Annotated in this window: 18 protein-coding genes and 1 pseudogene; 9 read left to right on the top strand and 10 right to left on the bottom strand. The window is 39.3% G+C overall.

The window, feature by feature from the left end; translation table 11 throughout:
* Positions 1 to 110: 110 nt before the first annotated feature.
* From B9T34_RS03770 to B9T34_RS03755, 4 genes and pseudogenes are all read right to left on the bottom strand, one after another.
* Entirely contained in the window at positions 111 to 2,189 is a 2,079-nt protein-coding gene (locus B9T34_RS03770) for a catalase (protein ID WP_086211838.1), read from the bottom strand.
* Between the two features lie 153 nt (positions 2,190 to 2,342).
* Positions 2,343 to 3,021: pseudogene (locus B9T34_RS03765) on the bottom strand (DUF421 domain-containing protein).
* A gap of 67 nt (positions 3,022 to 3,088) precedes the next feature.
* On the bottom strand, positions 3,089 to 3,385 hold the full coding sequence (locus B9T34_RS03760; RefSeq protein WP_086211837.1) for a hypothetical protein: 297 nt from the start codon (positions 3,383 to 3,385) through the stop codon (positions 3,089 to 3,091).
* A gap of 112 nt (positions 3,386 to 3,497) precedes the next feature.
* Positions 3,498 to 3,761, bottom strand: coding sequence for a hypothetical protein (locus B9T34_RS03755; RefSeq protein WP_086211836.1), 264 nt, complete (start codon positions 3,759 to 3,761; stop codon positions 3,498 to 3,500).
* Positions 3,762 to 4,238: 477 nt separating this feature from the next.
* Between B9T34_RS03755 and B9T34_RS03750 the strand changes: the two genes are divergently transcribed.
* The 3 genes from B9T34_RS03750 to B9T34_RS03740 all read left to right on the top strand — a co-directional run bounded on the left by B9T34_RS03750 (position 4,239) and on the right by B9T34_RS03740 (position 9,444).
* Positions 4,239 to 5,642, top strand: a complete 1,404-nt coding sequence (locus B9T34_RS03750) for an iron-containing redox enzyme family protein (RefSeq protein WP_086211835.1) — start codon at positions 4,239 to 4,241, stop codon at positions 5,640 to 5,642.
* Between the two features lie 413 nt (positions 5,643 to 6,055).
* On the top strand, positions 6,056 to 8,026 hold the full coding sequence (locus B9T34_RS03745; protein ID WP_086211834.1) for a BCCT family transporter: 1,971 nt from the start codon (positions 6,056 to 6,058) through the stop codon (positions 8,024 to 8,026).
* Between the two features lie 251 nt (positions 8,027 to 8,277).
* Entirely contained in the window at positions 8,278 to 9,444 is a 1,167-nt protein-coding gene (locus tag B9T34_RS03740) for an MFS transporter (protein WP_086211833.1), read from the top strand.
* A gap of 15 nt (positions 9,445 to 9,459) precedes the next feature.
* Here the strand turns inward: B9T34_RS03740 and B9T34_RS03735 are convergent, their stop codons facing one another.
* A complete protein-coding gene (locus B9T34_RS03735) occupies positions 9,460 to 10,860 on the bottom strand; it encodes a GGDEF domain-containing protein (protein ID WP_086211832.1) in 1,401 nt (466 codons plus the stop codon).
* 304 nt (positions 10,861 to 11,164) lie between these two features.
* Here B9T34_RS03735 and B9T34_RS03730 point away from each other — a divergent pair, with 304 nt between their 5' ends.
* Positions 11,165 to 11,653 (top strand): hypothetical protein, encoded by a 489-nt coding sequence (locus tag B9T34_RS03730; RefSeq protein ID WP_086211831.1) that lies wholly within the window; start codon positions 11,165 to 11,167, stop codon positions 11,651 to 11,653.
* A 60-nt stretch (positions 11,654 to 11,713) separates the two neighbouring features.
* Here B9T34_RS03730 and accC read toward each other — a convergent pair whose 3' ends face one another.
* The 4 genes from accC to B9T34_RS03710 all read right to left on the bottom strand — a co-directional run bounded on the left by accC (position 11,714) and on the right by B9T34_RS03710 (position 15,537).
* Positions 11,714 to 13,078: an acetyl-CoA carboxylase biotin carboxylase subunit gene (accC, locus tag B9T34_RS03725; protein WP_086211830.1), complete on the bottom strand. Its 1,365-nt coding sequence runs from the start codon at positions 13,076 to 13,078 to the stop codon at positions 11,714 to 11,716.
* 17 nt (positions 13,079 to 13,095) lie between these two features.
* On the bottom strand, positions 13,096 to 13,515 hold the full coding sequence (accB, locus tag B9T34_RS03720) for an acetyl-CoA carboxylase biotin carboxyl carrier protein (RefSeq protein WP_086211829.1): 420 nt from the start codon (positions 13,513 to 13,515) through the stop codon (positions 13,096 to 13,098).
* 18 nt (positions 13,516 to 13,533) lie between these two features.
* Entirely contained in the window at positions 13,534 to 13,989 is a 456-nt protein-coding gene (aroQ, locus tag B9T34_RS03715) for a type II 3-dehydroquinate dehydratase (RefSeq protein WP_086211828.1), read from the bottom strand.
* A 261-nt stretch (positions 13,990 to 14,250) separates the two neighbouring features.
* Positions 14,251 to 15,537 carry a Y-family DNA polymerase gene (locus B9T34_RS03710; protein ID WP_086211827.1) on the bottom strand — a complete coding sequence of 429 codons (1,287 nt, stop codon included), beginning with the start codon at positions 15,535 to 15,537 and terminating at the stop codon, positions 14,251 to 14,253.
* 260 nt (positions 15,538 to 15,797) lie between these two features.
* Here B9T34_RS03710 and B9T34_RS03705 point away from each other — a divergent pair, with 260 nt between their 5' ends.
* Complete coding sequence (locus B9T34_RS03705) at positions 15,798 to 16,274, top strand: hypothetical protein (RefSeq protein ID WP_086212051.1); 477 nt, start codon at positions 15,798 to 15,800, stop codon at positions 16,272 to 16,274.
* An 85-nt stretch (positions 16,275 to 16,359) separates the two neighbouring features.
* On the opposite strand, the gene B9T34_RS03700 is transcribed toward B9T34_RS03705, so the two are convergent.
* Entirely contained in the window at positions 16,360 to 16,956 is a 597-nt protein-coding gene (locus tag B9T34_RS03700; RefSeq protein WP_086211826.1) for a LexA family protein, read from the bottom strand.
* Between the two features lie 214 nt (positions 16,957 to 17,170).
* On the opposite strand from B9T34_RS03700, the gene B9T34_RS03695 reads away from it, so the two are divergent.
* The 4 genes from B9T34_RS03695 (at position 17,171) to B9T34_RS03680 (ending at position 19,266) form a co-directional block, all read left to right on the top strand.
* On the top strand, positions 17,171 to 17,512 hold the full coding sequence (locus tag B9T34_RS03695; RefSeq protein WP_086211825.1) for a hypothetical protein: 342 nt from the start codon (positions 17,171 to 17,173) through the stop codon (positions 17,510 to 17,512).
* On the top strand, positions 17,502 to 17,861 hold the full coding sequence (locus tag B9T34_RS03690) for a hypothetical protein (protein WP_086211824.1): 360 nt from the start codon (positions 17,502 to 17,504) through the stop codon (positions 17,859 to 17,861). Before B9T34_RS03695 ends, B9T34_RS03690 begins: the two co-directional genes overlap by 11 nt.
* Before the next feature lie 388 nt (positions 17,862 to 18,249).
* Positions 18,250 to 18,510 (top strand): hypothetical protein, encoded by a 261-nt coding sequence (locus B9T34_RS03685; RefSeq protein ID WP_086211823.1) that lies wholly within the window; start codon positions 18,250 to 18,252, stop codon positions 18,508 to 18,510.
* Positions 18,511 to 18,513: 3 nt separating this feature from the next.
* Positions 18,514 to 19,266 carry a zeta toxin family protein gene (locus B9T34_RS03680; RefSeq protein ID WP_086211822.1) on the top strand — a complete coding sequence of 251 codons (753 nt, stop codon included), beginning with the start codon at positions 18,514 to 18,516 and terminating at the stop codon, positions 19,264 to 19,266.
* The last annotated feature ends 9 nt before the right edge of the window (positions 19,267 to 19,275 follow it).

Here is a 19,275-nt window from a genome sequence, read left to right as displayed (position 1 = left end):
ACTATGATTACGACCATATGTTTGATCTCAAAAAACTGCCACATGAGCGATACAGATTGTTGAAGTAATAAAAAAACGCCCATTTGGGCGGTTTTTTATTCATAGTTAAACTAGGCCGGTATAGATGCAACCTTATCTTCCCGATCCCAATAGCGGTGATTCTGAATCGCTTTCTTAAATTGATCACTGACATCATTAAAACTTTGTGAAGTGATAAGCGCAGCATCTTGAATAAGATTAAGGTTTTTAATTAATGATTCTTTATCGCCTAGCAGTACAATTGGTTTCAGGTGCTTATATGCTTCCAGAACATAATGCTTTGCAACACCATCTTTTAGAAAAGCGTCTAAATTATCTCCATCAACAACCACAACAGCATCGTAGGTAACTGAAGGCTCACCATTTTGACGACCATCAACTGCAATCTCTTTGCCATCATTCGACTTTACAGGTGCAGCACTCGGAGCTAAAACTTCAACGACCGCGTCTTCTGATTCACCCCAAGTCTTGATTGCATCAATAGACATTGCATTTGCCCCATCATGAACCAACAAAGCAATCTTACGCTGTTTGATATCAGAAGCAGGGTAAGCAAGTGTACTTAGATATTTAGAAGATGAAACTGCTGCTTTTTTTAAGCCGTCAATTTGACGCGTAGGGGCAGCCAGTCCTAATTCATTAGCAACATAATTGGCTAGATCTAAATCAATATTAGCGAGTACTTCATTTACGACTCTTTTGCGAATTTCAACGGCTTTGACTTTTGAAAGCTCAAAAGAGTATGCATCCTTTATATGCTGCTGTTCGTGTTTAGCCAGACTTTGATAATGCATCGTTGCCTGAGAAAAGTGGTCCGCAAAACTCTCGGGACGAATTCTAAGTTTGATGCCTTGCACTTCTTCAGGATGTGTTTTGAATGCATGAGGATCATCGCTGGCTTCTCTTGGCCAGTTGTCATCTACAGAATTAGGCTCATAATTGGCTTTGCCTTTATAGACCTCATGGTTCGCGTATCCGCCGCGTCGATTGGTATGGAAAGGGCAGACAGGCTTATTGATTGGAATTTGATTAAAGTTTGCTGTACCTAGCCGATGCAGATGAGTGTCTGTATAACTGAACAATCGGCCCTGAAGTAATGGGTCGTTACTAAAATCGATACCAGAAACAATATTTGCTGGACTGAAAGCAACTTGCTCAGTTTCAGCAAAGAAATCATCTGTATTACGATTTAGGGTGAATTTGCCCAAGGGAGTAATCGGCACGAGTTCTTCAGGCACCAGTTTTGTGGCATCAAGCACATCAAAATCCCATTGTGCGGCATCTTCTTCGGTAAAAATTTGCGCACCTAATTCCCACTCTGGATAATTGCCGCGTTCAATTGCATCCCATAGGTCGCGGCGATGGAAGTCGGGATCTTTACCATTGAGTTTCAAGGCTTCATCCCAGACGACTTGAGCTACACCTTGTTTAGGGGTCCAATGGAATTTAACCAAGAAAGCTTCATTATTTTTATTTATTAATCTGAATGTATGTACACCAAAACCTTGTATAGAGCGTAAATTTCTTGGAATTGCTCTATCAGACATGATCCAGGTAGTCATATGTGACGCTTCTGTATTCAGTGAAATAAAATCCCAGAACGTATCATGCGCAGATTGGCCAGTTGGTACTTCATTCGGATCTTCTGGCTTTACGGCATGCACAAAGTCAGGGAACTTGATTGCGTCCTGAATGAAAAAGACTGGAATATTATTACCAACTAAATCGTAGTTGCCATCTTCTGTGTAGAATTTAATTGAAAATCCACGTACATCACGCACGACATCAGCTGAGCCTCGTCCACCTTGAACAGTGGATATCCGGACAAAAATTGGAGTTGGGTTTTGGGTATCGGTTAAGAACTTTGCTTTAGTCCACTTTTCATTACCTTCATAGGCTTCGAAATATCCATGGGCACCAAGGCCACGCGCATGAACAACACGTTCAGGAATACGTTCTCGATCAAAATGAATCAGTTTATCCCTTAAAAGAAAGTCCTCTAATAACGTTGGGCCTTTTTCATTAATTTTCAGGCTATTTTGATTATCTGCAACTGGCACGCCCAGAGAGGAAGTAAGCATTTTCCCTTTTGGGTCTACATATGCCTCTTTATCAAATTGATCAATTTTGGAGGTTTTGGATATTTTCATGAGCTACGTCCCTTAGTGTGTTGTTCTAGAACAATGATCAAAGCAAGGTTTTGCAATAGTTGAAAACTCTTTAAAACATTAAAGCTGGTATAAAAAATTAGAGTAAAAAAGTGTTTGTATTTTGTTCGGTGCAATGGCTAAAAATTTATAGAGTTAATTATTTTCGCATTTCAAAGATGATTTGGCCCAGTGTGTACAATCACAGCGGGGACAAGTATCAGCCAAATGATTGAGAAGCTTTGTGTGGCCGCACAACATGCATGAATAGTTGTGATTAATAATGTGCTCTTCAGCTTGCTTATAATTGTCGGGAAAAATTGGCAACCCCCATTTAATATTTTCTTTACTGAAGGGGATGACACTTAAATTTCCATCAGTTTCCAAGAGGGCTACTTTGACTTGCCCGAGATGTTCAATTTTTTTCTGTCTCATTTCAGCAAAGAATTCATCGTATGAATATTTTTCTTGTTTGATATCCTCAACGATCAGCAATCCATTTTTTACAATATACATTGGCTTGCCTTCCAATATATTTTCAATGGCATCCGATTTCATCATTAGATATGTTGTTAATCGATATAAAGACAGGATGACAGCAAAAACAATAACCGCATGAATAAGCGGAACATCATCATAAAACATAGGGTCGCCAGCAGCTGAACCTAAACTTAAAATAATCGCTATTTCAAAAATAGAAAGTTGCCTGACACCACGCTTGCCTGAAAATCTTAAAAACTAAAATAATCAAGACATACATCACAATGCAACGAAGAACTATCTCCAAAGCAAAGCTCAGCGTGGTGTCATGCAACAAAACTCTTATAAAGTCCATTTTTAACTCTATTTAATTTTTATAATCTAGATTTATTAAAGGTCTTTGCAGTATTAGGGACGCAAAACTAAATTTTGTCCCAAGCATCTTTGACTGCATGCTTTGCTTGTTCCCATTTGAGTCGAGATTCAGCTTTTAAACCTTCCCACTTTGTTTTCAAATCGCTTTCTGAATCTTCAAAAAGGGCATTTTCACCGCTTTCATTCCTGGCATTTAAACCAAGTTCGTAAGCGGAACGGAAATCCCTATCGTAGTTAACATCAGGAATTTCCCGATGGATTTCCTCATAATAGGGGCGATTTGAGTATTCTTTTTGCCAATCATGTTTGATTGGATTTTCATTTTGATGGTCGTTCAAAGTCATAATGATCTCCATTTGCATCAAACTAAAGAATTCAAATGATTGAAATCTGAATTTTTTTGCTTGATGAAATTTAAAAGGGAATTTAGGCGTTAAAAGCTAGCAACATAAAGATCTATTTGTGCTGCTGACGTTGCTGATCATTCTGCTGTTGATGGTTTTGCTGTTTGTCATTTTGCGGCTGTTGCTGTTGCTGACGTTGTTGGTCGTTTTGTTGATTGGGTTGCCGTTGTTGCTGGCCTTGTTGACGTTGTTGGTCATTTTGCGGTTGTTGCTGTTGCTGACCCTGTTGGTCATTTTGCTGGTTAGGCTGCTGTTGCTGCTGGCCTTGTTGATTATTTTCACGGTTTTCTTGATTCTTTTCAGATATATTAGCCATTTCGATGTGCCTCAATTAATTCAAAAGAATCCAAACCAATATGGAGTGGATTAGATATTATTAGCATGGAAATTATAGATTTGAACTTTTGATGTGTTACATTTATTTAATTGGGTTACATCATGTTTAAATTGATTATTAATGTTTGAATTTAATATATAAAATATTTCTAATAAAATACATTTTTATAATAATTGTGTTAATTTTATTTTTAAAATCTGATTTAATTGATTTTAATTTTATTATTTAAATATTAAAAAATATTATAAAGGTTAATATATTATTTGTGTGACGGATTTGGCTAAATAACAAATTGTTACTTAATCTTTATTTGTTTGTTTTTTAAATTAAGTTATTGAAATAGTTTGATTTAAATTTATTTATTTACATATATTAACTTTCTGTTTCAAGAAGGTTATGTGCTTTTTATGTTGATGGATTAATGTGTATTAAACATTTTACCGCGAGAAAATTATAATGCCGACTGCAGTAAAAGAAAGAATCTTAAATTTAATCACCAAAGATCATCAGAAATATTTTGAGATAACTCAATTCTTCTTAGATCCATCTATATCTAAATCTTCCAAAGAGTTAAAGTCTTTTAATTTTTTAGAAAGAGAGATTGAGCAGCTAGATAATGAATTTTTAGAAATTCCATCAGAGTTGGATAAATTAGAAGAATGGCTTGATAGGCAAAATAAATTACAGTGTACGCATTATAAGGGTTATATAGAGCGTCGCATGGCTGGTGGGAATCGCGAGCTCTTTAATTCTACGAGTAAAGCTTACGAATTTTTGTACAAAGTTGCTCCAACTAAACGGGTAGATGGAGCTTGGCTGTTTAGCTTTACTCAATATTGGAATGACCCTGCATTTAAAGATTTCATCCAAATCTATTTGGAAGAACTAGGCTTAGGTTTAGAGCAGAGCAATCATGTGCGTGTATTTGATAATCTACTTTTTTCGCTTGGTTTACATGAGTTTTCGTTAAATTTGGATGATGAATATTACCATCAGGCAGCTATTCAATTGGCTCTTGCATATGCACCTTCAGAATTTATTCCTGAAATTGCAGGGTTTAATTTAGGATATGAGCAGCTGCCTCTTCATCTGCTCATTACGAACTATGAATTGAAAGAGCTCGGCATTGATTCTAAATATTTTAATCTTCATATTACGATAGATAATTTTGATAGTGGTCACGCTCAAGTGGCGACTAATGCAGTCAAGAAACTTTCCAGTAGATTTAAAGACAAAATAAATTTCATGCATAAGCTCAGGAATGGCTTTTTGTTAAATAACAGAGGCAAAAGCTCAGTTCAGATAATTAAAAGTTTAAGTACTGAACATGTGGTGATGGAGATTTTTAGAAAAAAAGCAGTTGTAGGTAAACATATGCATGCAAACAATTGCCTATTCAATAAAAGACCAATAAATGAGTGGCTATCTGAAGATGAGCTGGTCGAAGAATTTATATTTGAGTTAATTAGAGTCGGGTGGATTAAATTAAACGAAGATCCTGAAAATAGTCGTTTCTGGAAATTGATTGATCATGAAGATGGAAAAATGTTTGGTGTATTTTCTGCCGCGGAAAAAACATTTATCTACGATTGGATCTCAGGCAGTAACTTTAATGGGCATAAAAGTTCAGTAAATTCAGAGTTGATTGATAATTATATGGAAATGAACAAATTCAGTTACATCATAGATAATGAATTGCACGCATTGCAAAAGCAGGTTCACGATTCAAGTAATCTCGCCTATAAAATAGGAAAGCTTATACCCTATCTAGCGCCGCATACTCATCATGAAGAGATTGGGCTTTGGAGTACGCAGCGAATAACGGAATACCTGTTCCCATACCTTGCCGTGAGAAAATGATATAAGGATTTTAACGAACAACACCGCCATGGGGCGGTTTTTTATTGATACTTAGGGTAAAAGCAGAAATTTTCTTTGAATTTTATAAAAAATGAAAATCACCTTAAGCCGATAAGTGCTTAATAATTAGTAAAATAATTGAAAATTGTAATAATGAAAAAATAGGCTTAATTTGTTTTACTGCTTAATCTTAAGTTGAGTATCTAAAAATATGATAACATGTGCGTATTCTAAACAGTGGCTTTGATCGAGTTAGCCTTTAATTTTCCAATTTATGCACATGAATATTTATTGCATCAAGCAAAACTAAAGCGCCAACACTCATCTTAACAAGCCTGTTTCTTTCCGCATCTTGCGGATATCTCTTTGATCAATTTAGATCTGTCTTACAAATAAAACGGAATAGGGAAGGTATGTCTTCATTGAAACCGTCATGGTATTCCAATGTGAATCCAAATGTATTTATTAGCACTGTTGTTATTATTGGTATTTTTATCGCCATAGTATTTTTAGCTCCAAATGCTTTTGACCTAGTAACCAAACAGCTGAATCAATGGGTTACAGACTCATTTAGTTGGTTCTATGTCCTGTCAGTGGCAATCTTTTTGATTGTACTTATTTATATTGCCTGTTCTAGTATGGGTAAAATTAAGCTCGGCTTAGACCATAGCCAGCCTAAATATAGTAATAGTTCCTGGTTCGCTATGCTATTTACTGCAGGCATGGGTATTGGTTTGATGTTCTTTGGCGTTGCAGAGCCAGTAATGCACTACGTTTCACCACCAACGGGTGAACCTGAAACAATCCAATCTGCACAACAAGCCATGCGGGTGACATTTTTCCACTGGGGGCTGCATGCTTGGGCGATCTATACAATTGTTGGCCTAGCGTTGGCTTACTTTGCCTATAGACATAATTTACCTCTAAAAATTCGCTCAGCTTTATATCCATTAATTGGAAAGAAAATCTATGGGCCAATCGGTGATGGTGTCGATACGTTTGCTACTATCGGAACGGTATTTGGTGTTGCGACGACATTAGGTTTTGGCGTCACCCAGATTAACTCAGGTCTGAACTATCTGTTTGGTATTGAGTATTCAACAACCACTCAGCTCATACTCATTGTCATTGTGACAAGCATGGCTTCCTTGTCTGTATTTATGGGTTTAGACAAAGGCATTAAACGCTTATCAGAGATTAATCTGGGCTTAGCTTTAGTGCTGCTATTATTTGTATTTTTTGCTAGTTCAACCATTTTTATACTACAAACGACCATACAAAACACAGGGCAATACATTTCAAATTTGTTCAATATGACCTTTAATTTATATGCCTATCAATCTGATGGCTGGATTGGCGGCTGGACAATTATGTATTGGGCATGGTGGATTTCCTGGTCGCCATTTGTAGGCATGTTTATTGCGCGTGTTTCTGAAGGCCGTACTATTCGTGAATTTATTGTGGGCGTTTTACTTATTCCAACAGGCTTTACTCTGATCTGGATGGGAGTTATGGGTAACGCTGCACTGTATAGCATTTTAAACGAAGCAAATACCTCGTTAATTTCTGCAGTGCAACGAGACTCATCAGTTGCGCTATTTGAATATTTAAGCACCTTGCCGTTTTCAGGTGTTATGAGTTTCATTGCGACAATACTGGTCATGCTGTTTTTTGTGACATCTGCAGACTCTGGTGCCTTAGTAACAGATTACCTAACAGCAAAATCTGAGAACTCTCCAACATGGCAAAGACTATTTTGGACAATTCTAATGGCTGTACTCGCGATAGTATTGTTATTTGCAGGCGGATTAAGTGCATTGCAATCTGCAACAATGCTGAGCGCGTTGCCTTTTACCTTCGTGATGTTACTAATTTGCTGGGGCTTGTTAAAGGCCCTGCATTTAGATGCAACCAAAATGCAAGCATTACAGGATGCACGTATTACGCCTAGAGCAATTCACAATCCAAGAAGTTGGCAGCAGCGTTTAGGATTGATTATGCATTACCCGCATACTCGTGAAGAAGTAGAACGGTATATTGAGCTGACGGTAAGCCAGGCTTTTTCAAATCTGCAGAAAGAGTTTAAACGTCGTCATTTGGATGTAACGGTAAACTCGATTGATGATGGCCTACAGCTACGTGTGAACCATCAAGATGAGATTAACTTTATCTACCAAGTGGTTGTCCAAGAAAAAAATACACCAAGCTTTATGATGGATTCAGAAGTAATCACGCAAGACTATCAAGCTGAAGTATTTTTGAGGGAAGGTGGTCAAAATTATGACATCATCGAATGGACGCAAGAAGATATATTGCAAGATGTAATTGATCAGTATGAACGACATTTGCACTTCTTAAACTTGGTTCGTACCAAGAGTCAATAGAGATTAGAAAAAGACCGCCTTCGGGCGGTTTTTTATTAAAATATGAGAGTTTTTTAGTTAAAAATAAAATATTGTTTAATAAACGAAATAATAAATATCTTTAATATTTTGATGAAAGGATACAAATCTTGAAATAATTTAATTAAAATAAATTTGTATACTTTATCACTACTAACTAATCCAATTTACCGCATTCCTATATAACTTTAAAAAGTTCATAAGGTGTTGTTATTAAAAGGCAATATGGCTATATGAAAGGCATTCCAGTCCAGCACAAACTCGGTGGATTCTACTTTTTCTACTATGCCATAGTTGGCACATTCATGCCGTTTTGGAATCTGTATTTAGAAGATCAAGGCTTCCATTATCAAGAAATTGGTGTGCTGTCTTCTATTGCCATTATCACGCGTTTTTTTGCGCCATTTATTTGGGGCTGGATTGCAGACAAATCTGGCAAACGCATGTTGCTGGTGCGTATAGCAACATGGATGGAATGCTGTATTTGGCTATTAATTTTCATTGTACCCAATAACTTCCAGTCCATTGCTTTATTGATGCTGATTTTCAGCTTCTTCCAAAATGCGATTCTTGCGCAATTTGAAGGCGTAACTTTATTTTGGCTAGGAGAGAAACGTCAGCAGCTGTACGGTAAAGTTCGAAAATGGGGTTCTATCGGGTTCATCTCAGGCGTATTTTGTATTGGGGCTTTGCTGGAGGTGATTTCGATCTCTATGTTGCCTTTACTGCTTCTCTGTATTGCCGCCTTAGCTTTTATTTGGTCATTTACCATAAAAGAACCGAGTTCGGCACCTCAATCACAAAAGAAAATGCAGCCTTTATGGCCTATTTTAAAACGCCCAGCAGTGGCGTGCTTTTTTTTGATTGAATTTGTCTTGCTGTTTTCACATGCGCCTTTTTATAGTTTCTACAGCAATTATTTACATCAAATTGGCTATTCTACAGGGCAAATCGGCTTGTTGTGGTCTGTAGGCGTGATTGCTGAAATTGTTATGTTTGCATGGGCGGGCTGGTTACTTACACGTTTTTCTTGGCGTATTTTAGTGTGCAGTTGCCTGCTTTTGACTGGTCTGCGCTGGGTGATTGTCGGTTTATATCCTCATGAGTTTGTTTTGCAACTCTTTGCTCAAACCATTCATGCTTTCAGTTTTGGATTATTTCATATGATTGCTATGCGGATTGTATTTGATAATTTCTCTGCAGGACAGCAAGGCCGCGGACAAGCTCTGTATAGCACCATGTGGGGGCTGGGAGTGGCAGCGGGGAGTTTGTTTGCGGGGCACTATTGGGAGCAGCTTTCAGGACAAGTGATCTTTATGCTGGCAGGCGCATCTACATTGGTGGGACTGTGTTTTATTGCCGGCCTGCCAAAGAGTGTGCAAAGTTCTGCTGAAAAGTAATACAGAGCTGCTGAATTAATTGTATGACGCAACTTGGTTTCGGCCTTGCTCTTTGGCTTTGTAAAGCGCAAAGTCTGCAAAGTTAATTAGGTTTTGCAAGGTTGTATTCTGCTCAGTCATGTTGTGATGTGTAATGCCAATGCTGACCGTAATATTCAGCGGTTCTTTGCTGTAAATGCTTACTGGTGAATGTTCAGTAATCTTACGGATACGCTCAGCAATATTAAAAGCTTCCTCTGGGATAACATCTTTTAAAAAAATAACAAACTCTTCGCCGCCAATCCGGGCAAATAAATCCTGATTGCGCAAATTATGCTGTACGGTTCGCGCAAAATGCTGCAAAACTAAATCGCCTGCATAATGTCCATACTGGTCATTCAGTTTTTTGAAATGGTCTATATCCAGCATGATGATAGAAAACGGTTGCTGTTTGGCATGCTGCAGAAGCAACTCACTTTGCTGAAAGAAATAACGCCGTGTCATTGCACGGGTGAGGCTGTCATGGTTGGCCAAATATAAAACTTGCTTATAAAGGGCTTGGCGGTTTTGACTGATAATGCACAGAATGAGCGGTGCTAAGCTCAGCATACAGAGGCCAATACGTACCGAAATAGCCGTTGATAGATATGCATTAGACGATTCAGCCAGATAGAACTGGTTCAAGCTGTGATAGGTTGCCAGAAGCACTGCAAAATTGATTAGCGCAACGGAAAATAGGCTGTAAGTTAGCGCTGCCCATATTAATGCCGCGAGCGGATAAAGCAGCGCGCCAGGCCCTGAAAGAAAGTATGTCATGAGGACACACAAAAAAATCGCAATCAATGGATAGATATGGCTGATCGGATACTGTTTGTGCCTACGGTCAGTGATGGCATATTTCAATTTATCCCATGTCGGCATCGATAAAATTAAGGGGATGACCAAAATAGAATTGAGTAAATCACCAGTCCACCACATGCCAAAATCCACCCAGAGGCGGTCTGCTGACATAAAGGTATTGGGTACATGCGGGATAGTAAATACCGCAAAGGCAGCGCCTGCTAAACAGCCAGCAAATGCAAAAATTGCAAATAAATGAAGGAATGTAAAACCTTTATTGTAATTACGGTAATTGATGTTGAAGTATTGAATAAAAAATAAAGAAGTAAAAACGGTTATGCAGTTTGCTAGGGTCAGAAAAAATGTCAGTTCTACATAATTGCCTGTAAGCAAATCTGCTGCAATAAAAGCGCTAAACGCACCCATCCAGCCGCCCAAATTATTGAGTTTCGGATAGCGTAAAAATATTGCCAATAATGCTGCATTTGCAGGCCAAAAAAAGGCGAGGAATGAAAGTGGGCGCGTTAATATCCCCAGTAGGCAGCAGAGGAAAACAATGCCTCCAATGATGAGCAAAGCTTTACAGTGCTGAATCATAGGTACTGATGAATATTCTGAAGTTCGCAGCAAAATAAGTCCTGACTTTTAAATTAACGGGTTAATTTTTGTTTAAATTATAGACTAAAGTTTAATGTGGTGAGTATTTTACTCGATATAATGCATTTTTATGCTGTTAATTCATAAATAGTGTGACTTGATTCACATTAATGTGTGATTGTTTATAATAAGGTTCTGCATTCAATTTTGCACCAAAATGATTGTTATAAAATGGTGATAAATGGATGTTTTATAAAAAAATGTGGTAATTTATAGTCCATGGTTTATATGACTGAATAAACGTATGAAAAAAACATATCTTACTGTTTTAATTATGTTATTTGCTTCAAATGCAATTGCGGCAGACAATAATAAATTAGTGCAGGCTCAAAACGCTGAAGAACAGAGCCAAGCGAGTGCTGTAAATAGTTTCCGCGTAATTACGCGTCCTGAGATTGTAGGATTGTGGGGGATGGAAATTCCAAACAACCGTAAGTGCGTCGAATATTATAATTTTAAGAGCAACAATGATGTTGTAATCAAAAGCGGTTCCGAATGGTCTTCCGGTATGTATGATTATCAGCCTGCGCAAGACTTGGACAGCCAAATTCCAGCGCTCATTCTGCAGGTAAAATACGATAATAACGAAGTGGACTGTTCTGGCAATAAATCAGATCAGGCAGGTGAGATTTCTCAGTATTTTGTGCAATGGAAAAATGCCAGCACGATTAATTTCTGCGCCAATGAAAAAGGCGAACAGTGCTTTGCAACGCTGCGCCGTGTTTTACCTTAAGATTTTTAAATTCTGTAATAAAAAAACCGCTCATTGAGCGGTTTTTTTATTCATTCAGACTTAAGCTTTGTCTGCTTGAGCTTCAAGCTGCTTCAGCAAATGTTTTTCCAGATAATGGATGTCCATTGCATGCTTGGTGAATTTTTTGTCTTCTAAAATTAAATCTTTATGCAACGGAATATTGGTTTTAATGCCTGTCAGGATCATTTCTTCCAATGCTTGCTTCATACGCGCAATTGAGGTGTCGCGGTCTTTACCGTGAGCGATCAATTTTGCAATCATAGAATCGTAGTACGGCGGAATGCTGTAGCCTTGATAAATATGAGAGTCTAAGCGGATGCCTGCACCGCCTGGTGCATAAAAGTGCTCAATTTTGCCTGGAGATGGCATAAAGGTTGTTGGATCTTCTGCGTTAATACGGCATTCAATCGCATGGCCTTTACAGACTACATCTTCTTGCTGAATATTTAAGCCCAAACCGCCTGCAATAAGAAGCTGCTGTTCAATAATATCGATACCTGTCACCATTTCGGTTACAGGATGTTCAACTTGAACACGGGTATTCATTTCAATAAAGAAGAATTCGCCTTCCTCAAATAGAAATTCAAATGTACCCGCACCGCGGTATTGCATTAATTTACATGCATTTACACAGGCTTCCAAAATATCAGCACGCGCTTGTTCTGGTAAGTCTGGCGCTGGCGCTTCTTCCAATACTTTTTGATGGCGGCGCTGTAAAGAACAATCGCGGTCATAAAGATGAATTGCGTGGCCGTTGCCATCACCAAGCACTTGTACTTCTACGTGGCGAGGCTTTTGCAGGAAACGTTCCATATAGACTGTATCATCGCCAAACCACATCTCAGCGTCACGCTGCGCAGCCTGTACTGATTCAAGCAGTGTATCTACACGTTCAACAATACGCATGCCGCGTCCGCCGCCGCCAGATGCTGCTTTTACAATGAGCGGGAAGCCGATTTCTTTTGCTTCAGCTAAGGCATTGTGAATGGTTACAGCATGGTCACAGCCGGGAACGGTTGGTACACCTGATTTTTTCATGGCAATAATGGCGGAAACTTTGTTCCCCATTAGGCGGATATGTTCTGGACGCGGGCCAATAAAGATAAAGCCTGAATTTTCTACAATTTCAGCAAATTCTGCGTTTTCAGATAAAAAGCCATAGCCAGGGTGAATTGCGTCTGCGCCTGTAATTTCCGCTGCAGTAATAATTGCAGGAATATTCAGGTAGCTTTCGCTGCTTGCGCCCGGACCGATACATACCGCTTCATCACAGAAGCGTAAATGCATTAGATCTTTATCTGCATCGGAATAAATCCCTACGGTTTTAATTCCTAAAGTTTTGCACGCCCGTGTGATGCGCAATGCAATTTCACCACGGTTTGCAATTAAAACTTTCTGCAACATTATTTTTCCCCGAGGTCTTAGGCGCGGTAGCGGAACAATGGTTGACCGAATTGGATTACTTCACCATTTTTCACTAAAATTTCTTCAATCACACCGCTTTGAGTTGCTTCAATTGGGTTCATGATTTTCATTGCTTCGATAATGCCTAGTGTTTCACCTGCAGAAACAGTTTGACCTACTTTAAGGAATGGCGCTTCACCTGGGCTTGGAGCTGCATAGAACACACCAACCATTGGTGAAGTTTCTACTGCGCCGCGCGGTGATTTTGCAGCCGCCGCTGGAGCTGCTGATGGTGCAGGCATTGCTGGAACAGCTGCTGCAACTACTGGACTGCGACGAGTTAATGCAATCGATTGATCGCCTTCTTTAACTTCTATCGCCTGTAAGTCAGATTCAATCATCAGGTCGATGAGTTTCTTGATTTTACGGATATCCATGAGACAGTATTCCTAGTTTTAAGATTGTAAAGAGGGCTGGATTTTTTCGATAGCGTAGTCAAGTGCGGCGGAGTAGCCTTTTGCACCTAAACCGCAAATTACGCCAACGGCTTTATCCGATAAATATGAATGATGGCGGAATGCTTCACGCGCATGCACATTTGATAAATGAACTTCAATAAACGGAATGGCAACGCCAAGAAGGGCATCACGTACTGCAACAGAGGTATGTGTCAGTGCTGCAGGGTTAATAATGATGAACTGTACGCCTTCTTGCTGCGCTTGATGAATACGGTCGACAATGGCACCTTCCCAGTTGCTTTGGAAAGCGTCTAGTGAAATTGATGCATTTTGCGCTTGTGTAATGAGCTGCTGATTTATATCCTCAAGGGTGAGGTAGCCATAAACTTCCGGTTCTCGCTGTCCCAGCAAATTTAGATTCGGTCCATGAATGACCAAGATGGTCGAACTCATTCAGCTTGCTCCAATTAAAAGTTGCAAAAAATCTTTGCAAGATGTCTGCAAAGTTTGCCTATTATGGCATGAAATTCCACATTTATTTTATAATTTCTTTGAATTGACGTGAAAAGCATGTGCCAGAATTGAACAGTATAATGCGAACTTTGCAAAGAATTGGCAATGTTAAAAGATTACATTTTTTAGAATGATTTAAGCGTTAAGATTTTAAACTGAATTGGCGAAAACTATTCATATCATTTATGTAACTGACGTGCTTCAGCCTACGCTGAGAAGCTCTTTCCAGCAGGTGGTATAGCGCGGGGAGCGGTGTTCCTGCTTCATTTTCCATGTCTGCTCTGCAGATGAATAACCTGTCTGAATACAGTCTGCGCCATATCTGATTTTCATTTTGCTTAGGGTGTGCATCAGCTGGTCACGCTGCTGAATTTTGGCTAAAGGCTGCCATAAGTCATAAGTATGTGTTTTCTTTTCATGCAGTGCGCTGAACATCACGGAAACTTTGACGTATTGTATATTTTCTTTAAATAAAACATCAATTTGGTGCAAGCATGCATGGTTAAGGCTAAGCAGGTCATCTGTTGCATATTCGAGGCCTACCGCATGTGAAATACTCTTTTTATAGGGTGGATAAGGAATCTTCTCATAGAGGGAGACATGCAGCGCTGCGCAAAGCTGCTGCTGTTTGGATAAGCGGCCATGCGCGCGGTTTACATGAAAGATGACAGCTTGTTTTATGATCTCCTTGTCAGTTAAGGGCTGAGCGAAACTGCGGGAAGATAGGATTTGCTTAGAGGGTATATCCGGATCATCTAAGGCTATGCAGGATTGACCTTTTAGCTCACGAATGGTGCGGGCAATGAGAACCGAGAACTGCTTTGCAAGATGGTGTTCATTGGCAAAAGTTAAATCATAGCTGCTGCGGATGTTGTAACTATCTAACTTTTTGCTGATTTTACGGCCAATTCCCCAAACTTCTGAAACGGGTGTTTCCATCATTAAGCTTTCAATACTGCAAAAATCCATAGCTGTGAGGTTGCATAGGCCTTTAAAGCCATGGTGCGACTTTGCAAAATGATTGGCCAGTTTGGCTTGGGTCTTACTGTGGCCTATGCCTAAACAGCATGGAAGGCCTAAACCTTGCTGAATGGTTTTGATCAAGTCACGGCAGTAATCTTCTAAATTAAATAAGCCGTTATAACTGCTTAAGCGAATAAAGCATTCATCAATAGAATAGGGTTCCAGATCATCAGGGTTGAAGTGCTGCTCTAAAATCATAAAGAAACGGCGGGACATATCCGCATACAAAGCATAATTACTGGAAAATACTTGCACGCCGGCTCGTAAAGCTTCTTTTTTAACTTCATGCCAAGGCACAGCCATGCCGATTTTAAGCGCTTTGGCTTCATTGCTGCGTGAAACGACACAGCCATCGTTATTGGATAAGACTACGACGGGTTTGCCGTTGAGAGATGGGTTAAACACACGTTCGCAGCTCACATAGCAATTGTTGATATCAATCAGGGCAAAAATTTCTTCGGGCATGGCAAAGCTTTTTTTGAATAAGTTACATAATCAAAATAAGCATAAATTGAATTTTAATGCAGATCAAATAGAGTCTGAGACATTCAGATAAAAGGTATTTAGAACTTAAAAATGTAAACCTGCTTATGATCAATCCAGCCTTGAACGATTTTTTTGAATGAATTAATCATTTGTCTTTTGATCAAGCTGTAGTACTTTCTTGTTAGGAGCAGTTCTTGGAACAAAATGGTTTTATACGCTTCAATTATAATGAGGGTAATATGAAAAAAATTATGGGTTTGATGCTTGGCACCTTGTTGATTTCTGGCTGTGCGGCGCTTCCAGAGGGTGACAGTATTGGAACGCGCGGTTTATTGCTATGTGAAGCCAATGAAGTATGCCCAACGGTTTTAGTCAGCTGGAATGAGCAGAAGAAAGATCTTTTGGATATGAAAATTAGCTTAAACAGCGTAAATACTTATTATGAGATTAACCGAGTTAACTTTAGCAATGGTCAGAAAACACTGAGCTTTAATCCTTCAGCAGCAACACAGCAAGAAGTGATATTGGGAATGTATCGCTCACGAGCAATGGTGGCTGTGCCAGTTAAATTGATGGCGGAGCTGTCGTCTGGTAGCAAAGAGAACTTAGGCATTACCATGAGCCTAGAAACCAATAAAGGCGTGATTACCCGTTATGTGGTGAAAGATGGTAAAGAATCATCGCTGTATCAGCAATTTAAAGAAGTCTATAAATGAGTTGATTGGGCATGATGGCCTAATGCAATGATCAAAAAGCGCTAGATTTCTGGCGCTTTTTTATGGGTAAAACTTAAATAGCGCGTTAGCGCAGTTTCTTTAACACACAAGTGACAACGCCCCAGACCAGAAACTGCTCCTCACTTTGAAAATGGATATCTGGGTATTCAGGGTTTTCTGCTTTTAGCCAAATGTCTTCTGTGCCATCTTCTCGTTTTTCTTTGATTAGTCGTTTAACAGTAAATTCATTATTAATTAAGGCCAGGACAATATCGCCATGTTCTGCCGCTAAGCTGCGATCAATTAAGATTTTGTCTTCGGCATCAATTCCTGCATTTTTCATCGAAAACGAATTGACCCGCAGCACAAAAGTCGTCGCAGGGTTATGAACCAGATATTCGTTTAGATCAATGGATTCTTCAGCATAATCTTGTGCAGGAGATGGAAAGCCTGCGGCAACAGATTCCAAAGGGGATGGGATCTGCAGCGCCTTACGGAATTCAATGGGTGTCAATTCAACATCATGGCTGCGGTCATCGGCAGGTATAGGCTTCAGCCATTCTTTAATTGCAATGACTTTAGATTCTGGTACGCGCATGACAACCGTTTTCTCCTGATATTTCGCTTTGCGTCCTGCATTGATGCGCTTGCCGCCGCGGTTTTCCTGTACTTGCTCGTTCATTCACTGCTCTGCGATGTTGGTGTGAATTTTGAAAATGTTACTATTTCAAAATTTAACAGAATCTGAGTGTTGAATAAAGTGTTTTAGCCGCTACTGTTTTAGATAATGATGAACGGCGTTAAAGAAAAAATCCGATTTGCATAGCGAAAATAACCATCTATGAGATTGATCGGATACAATGAGAGCATCAAAAACTGATGAATGCCTGAGAATTATGGACAAAGAGCTGATTGAAGAACAGAAATTGGTATGTGAAGAATTTGGCTCTGCATATCTGCCTGTAAAAGAAACCGATGTTGTTGCTATTGCATTGCATACTTTGAAGAAAGAACCGATTGTAGGTTTGCGTAAGCTTCCAGACGAAAATAAAGTGTCATGGTTCATTTATGGCGGGGAACTGGGTGATGGCGAAGAGTTCTTTGAAATTATCAGTGTCAAAGAACTGGAAAAAGAATTTCCAGATGCGCTCCCATATTTAGCTTTAGATACGGGTTACCGCTTTATGATTGATGCAGATGATTATGAAGACGTATGGAAAGAAGGCGATGAAGCTTAAGCTTGCCGGATGTCTGCTGTGTACTGCTAGCTTGAGTCATGCGGAAGTTTTGACACAGCAAGCCTACGATCAGAAGATTCAGCAGCATATGCAGATCATTCAGCAGACTAAAGCTATTTTAGACCAGCCAGACCGTCAGGCCGATGCAAAACAGCAAAGCCAAGCGCTGTGTGAGCGTTTAAATGCTTATGAGCAAATTGCCTCTTTGTCTAAAGAAAATCTAAGTTTAGAGATGGCATCAGTCATGCTTATGGCTTCTCAAAATTTTCTAGATCGGCAAAAATCGAGTTTGGGAGATTCTGGCATGACGGCATCAGGCTTCTGCGCAGGAAAAAAGCCTGTTCAGTAAATTTGGCAATAGATATTGTCAGGAAATGATAAAGAATTGGTTTTTATTGATAAATGCATCACACTATAATAAAGATATTAAAGAGGTAAAGCCTGGTATCCCTGACTGAGGCTTTCTTCTTTGATACATCATGTTGATGTCGTTGTTTAATAGCCACTGAAAAGTGGCTTTTTTTATGTCAGGATTTAGCACTTACATTTTGTATTGTCCCTCTATATATTAAAATAGAGGCTGCTGATTAGATGTCTGTACTTATGCAGAGATCTGTAAAATTCAATTTCTAGTCCGTGCTATTGATTCAGGTCTATATCGCCGAAGAAATAGACAAATTAAGCCAGTATGCTAAGATAGCCTTAACACCATGTGTTTTACGTTCAGGAGTTGTTGAATGACAGCTTTTACAGCAGTGATCAAAGCAGGCAAGTATGAGGATGACATGATTCCTAAGCTTGCAATTCATGCATTTCGCAATGCTTTTGAGCGCGCATGTGCATCTTCTGATGTTGTGTATGCAAAGAATCAGCAGCTGATGCGCCGTATGCAAAACGGACAGGAAACAGCTGTGAAGGACTTATCTCAAGCCTATGTTGCAGCTGATCATCTGCCTAAAGTGCTTAAACGTAAAAAGAAATTAGAGGGAACTGCATAATACATGCCTCGACAGCCTCGCATCAGGATGTTTGCGGGTCCAAATGGTTCCGGAAAAAGCACTGTTAAAGAATATCTCTTGCCCCATCATATTGGGGCTTATTTAAATGCAGATGAACTGGAGCAGCAGCTCAATCAAACCCATACTGTTGATTTAAATCATTACCATTCTGCCTTGCAAGCGCAGGATCTCATTGACTTTCTCAAGAAGAAAAAACGTCCGAAAGCAGGTGAGTATACCGCTTTACTCGCCAAAGAGCCGATTCTGCTGGATCATTCAAAAATCTTATTTGATGCCAGTGAAATAGACTCGTATTTATGCGCCAGAATTATAGATTATATCCGGCTGACATTTTTGGATTTAAAGATCAGCTTTACTTTTGAAACGGTCATGTCGCACATCTCTAAAGTCGAATTTTTACAGGAAGCCAAACGCAAAGGCTACCGAACGTATTTGTATTATGTATCTACCGTAGATCCGATGATTAATATTGCACGGGTGAAGTACCGTGTACAGACTGGCGGTCATGGCGTGCCTGAGCAAAAAATTATAGAACGCTATCAGCGCAGCATGGATTTGCTGATGCAGGCCATAGAAGCGGCTGACAGAACTTATATTTTTGATAATTCTGCTGATGGGCAAATTGCGTCATTTATTGCAGAGATTGAATCGGCTGAAATTTTAAAAATGAACCAAAGTTTGAAGGTGCTTCCAAAATGGTTTGCGGAAAAAGTCTTAAAAGATTTTGAAGAATAATCATGCTGA

The sequence above is a fragment of the Acinetobacter sp. ANC 3813 genome (assembly GCF_002135435.1).
Taxonomy (GTDB): domain Bacteria; phylum Pseudomonadota; class Gammaproteobacteria; order Pseudomonadales; family Moraxellaceae; genus Acinetobacter.
The sequence above is the reverse complement of the archived record's forward strand: the minus strand, read 5'-3'. Positions and strand labels throughout refer to the sequence as shown.

Excerpts from the sequence above, each read along its gene's own strand:
- B9T34_RS03770 (WP_086211838.1), bottom strand. The coding sequence starts at position 2,189 with ATGAAAATATCCAAAACCTCCAAAATTGATCAATTTGATAAAGAGGCA.
- B9T34_RS03760 (WP_086211837.1), bottom strand. The coding sequence starts at position 3,385 with ATGACTTTGAACGACCATCAAAATGAAAATCCAATCAAACATGATTGG.
- B9T34_RS03755 (WP_086211836.1), bottom strand. The coding sequence starts at position 3,761 with ATGGCTAATATATCTGAAAAGAATCAAGAAAACCGTGAAAATAATCAA.
- B9T34_RS03750 (WP_086211835.1), top strand. The coding sequence starts at position 4,239 with ATGCCGACTGCAGTAAAAGAAAGAATCTTAAATTTAATCACCAAAGAT.
- B9T34_RS03745 (WP_086211834.1), top strand. The coding sequence starts at position 6,056 with ATGTCTTCATTGAAACCGTCATGGTATTCCAATGTGAATCCAAATGTA.
- B9T34_RS03740 (WP_086211833.1), top strand. The coding sequence starts at position 8,278 with ATGAAAGGCATTCCAGTCCAGCACAAACTCGGTGGATTCTACTTTTTC.
- B9T34_RS03735 (WP_086211832.1), bottom strand. The coding sequence starts at position 10,860 with ATGATTCAGCACTGTAAAGCTTTGCTCATCATTGGAGGCATTGTTTTC.
- B9T34_RS03730 (WP_086211831.1), top strand. The coding sequence starts at position 11,165 with ATGAAAAAAACATATCTTACTGTTTTAATTATGTTATTTGCTTCAAAT.
- accC (WP_086211830.1), bottom strand. The coding sequence starts at position 13,078 with ATGTTGCAGAAAGTTTTAATTGCAAACCGTGGTGAAATTGCATTGCGC.
- accB (WP_086211829.1), bottom strand. The coding sequence starts at position 13,515 with ATGGATATCCGTAAAATCAAGAAACTCATCGACCTGATGATTGAATCT.
- aroQ (WP_086211828.1), bottom strand. The coding sequence starts at position 13,989 with ATGAGTTCGACCATCTTGGTCATTCATGGACCGAATCTAAATTTGCTG.
- B9T34_RS03710 (WP_086211827.1), bottom strand. The coding sequence starts at position 15,537 with ATGCCCGAAGAAATTTTTGCCCTGATTGATATCAACAATTGCTATGTG.
- B9T34_RS03705 (WP_086212051.1), top strand. The coding sequence starts at position 15,798 with ATGAAAAAAATTATGGGTTTGATGCTTGGCACCTTGTTGATTTCTGGC.
- B9T34_RS03700 (WP_086211826.1), bottom strand. The coding sequence starts at position 16,956 with ATGAACGAGCAAGTACAGGAAAACCGCGGCGGCAAGCGCATCAATGCA.
- B9T34_RS03695 (WP_086211825.1), top strand. The coding sequence starts at position 17,171 with ATGGACAAAGAGCTGATTGAAGAACAGAAATTGGTATGTGAAGAATTT.
- B9T34_RS03690 (WP_086211824.1), top strand. The coding sequence starts at position 17,502 with ATGAAGCTTAAGCTTGCCGGATGTCTGCTGTGTACTGCTAGCTTGAGT.
- B9T34_RS03685 (WP_086211823.1), top strand. The coding sequence starts at position 18,250 with ATGACAGCTTTTACAGCAGTGATCAAAGCAGGCAAGTATGAGGATGAC.
- B9T34_RS03680 (WP_086211822.1), top strand. The coding sequence starts at position 18,514 with ATGCCTCGACAGCCTCGCATCAGGATGTTTGCGGGTCCAAATGGTTCC.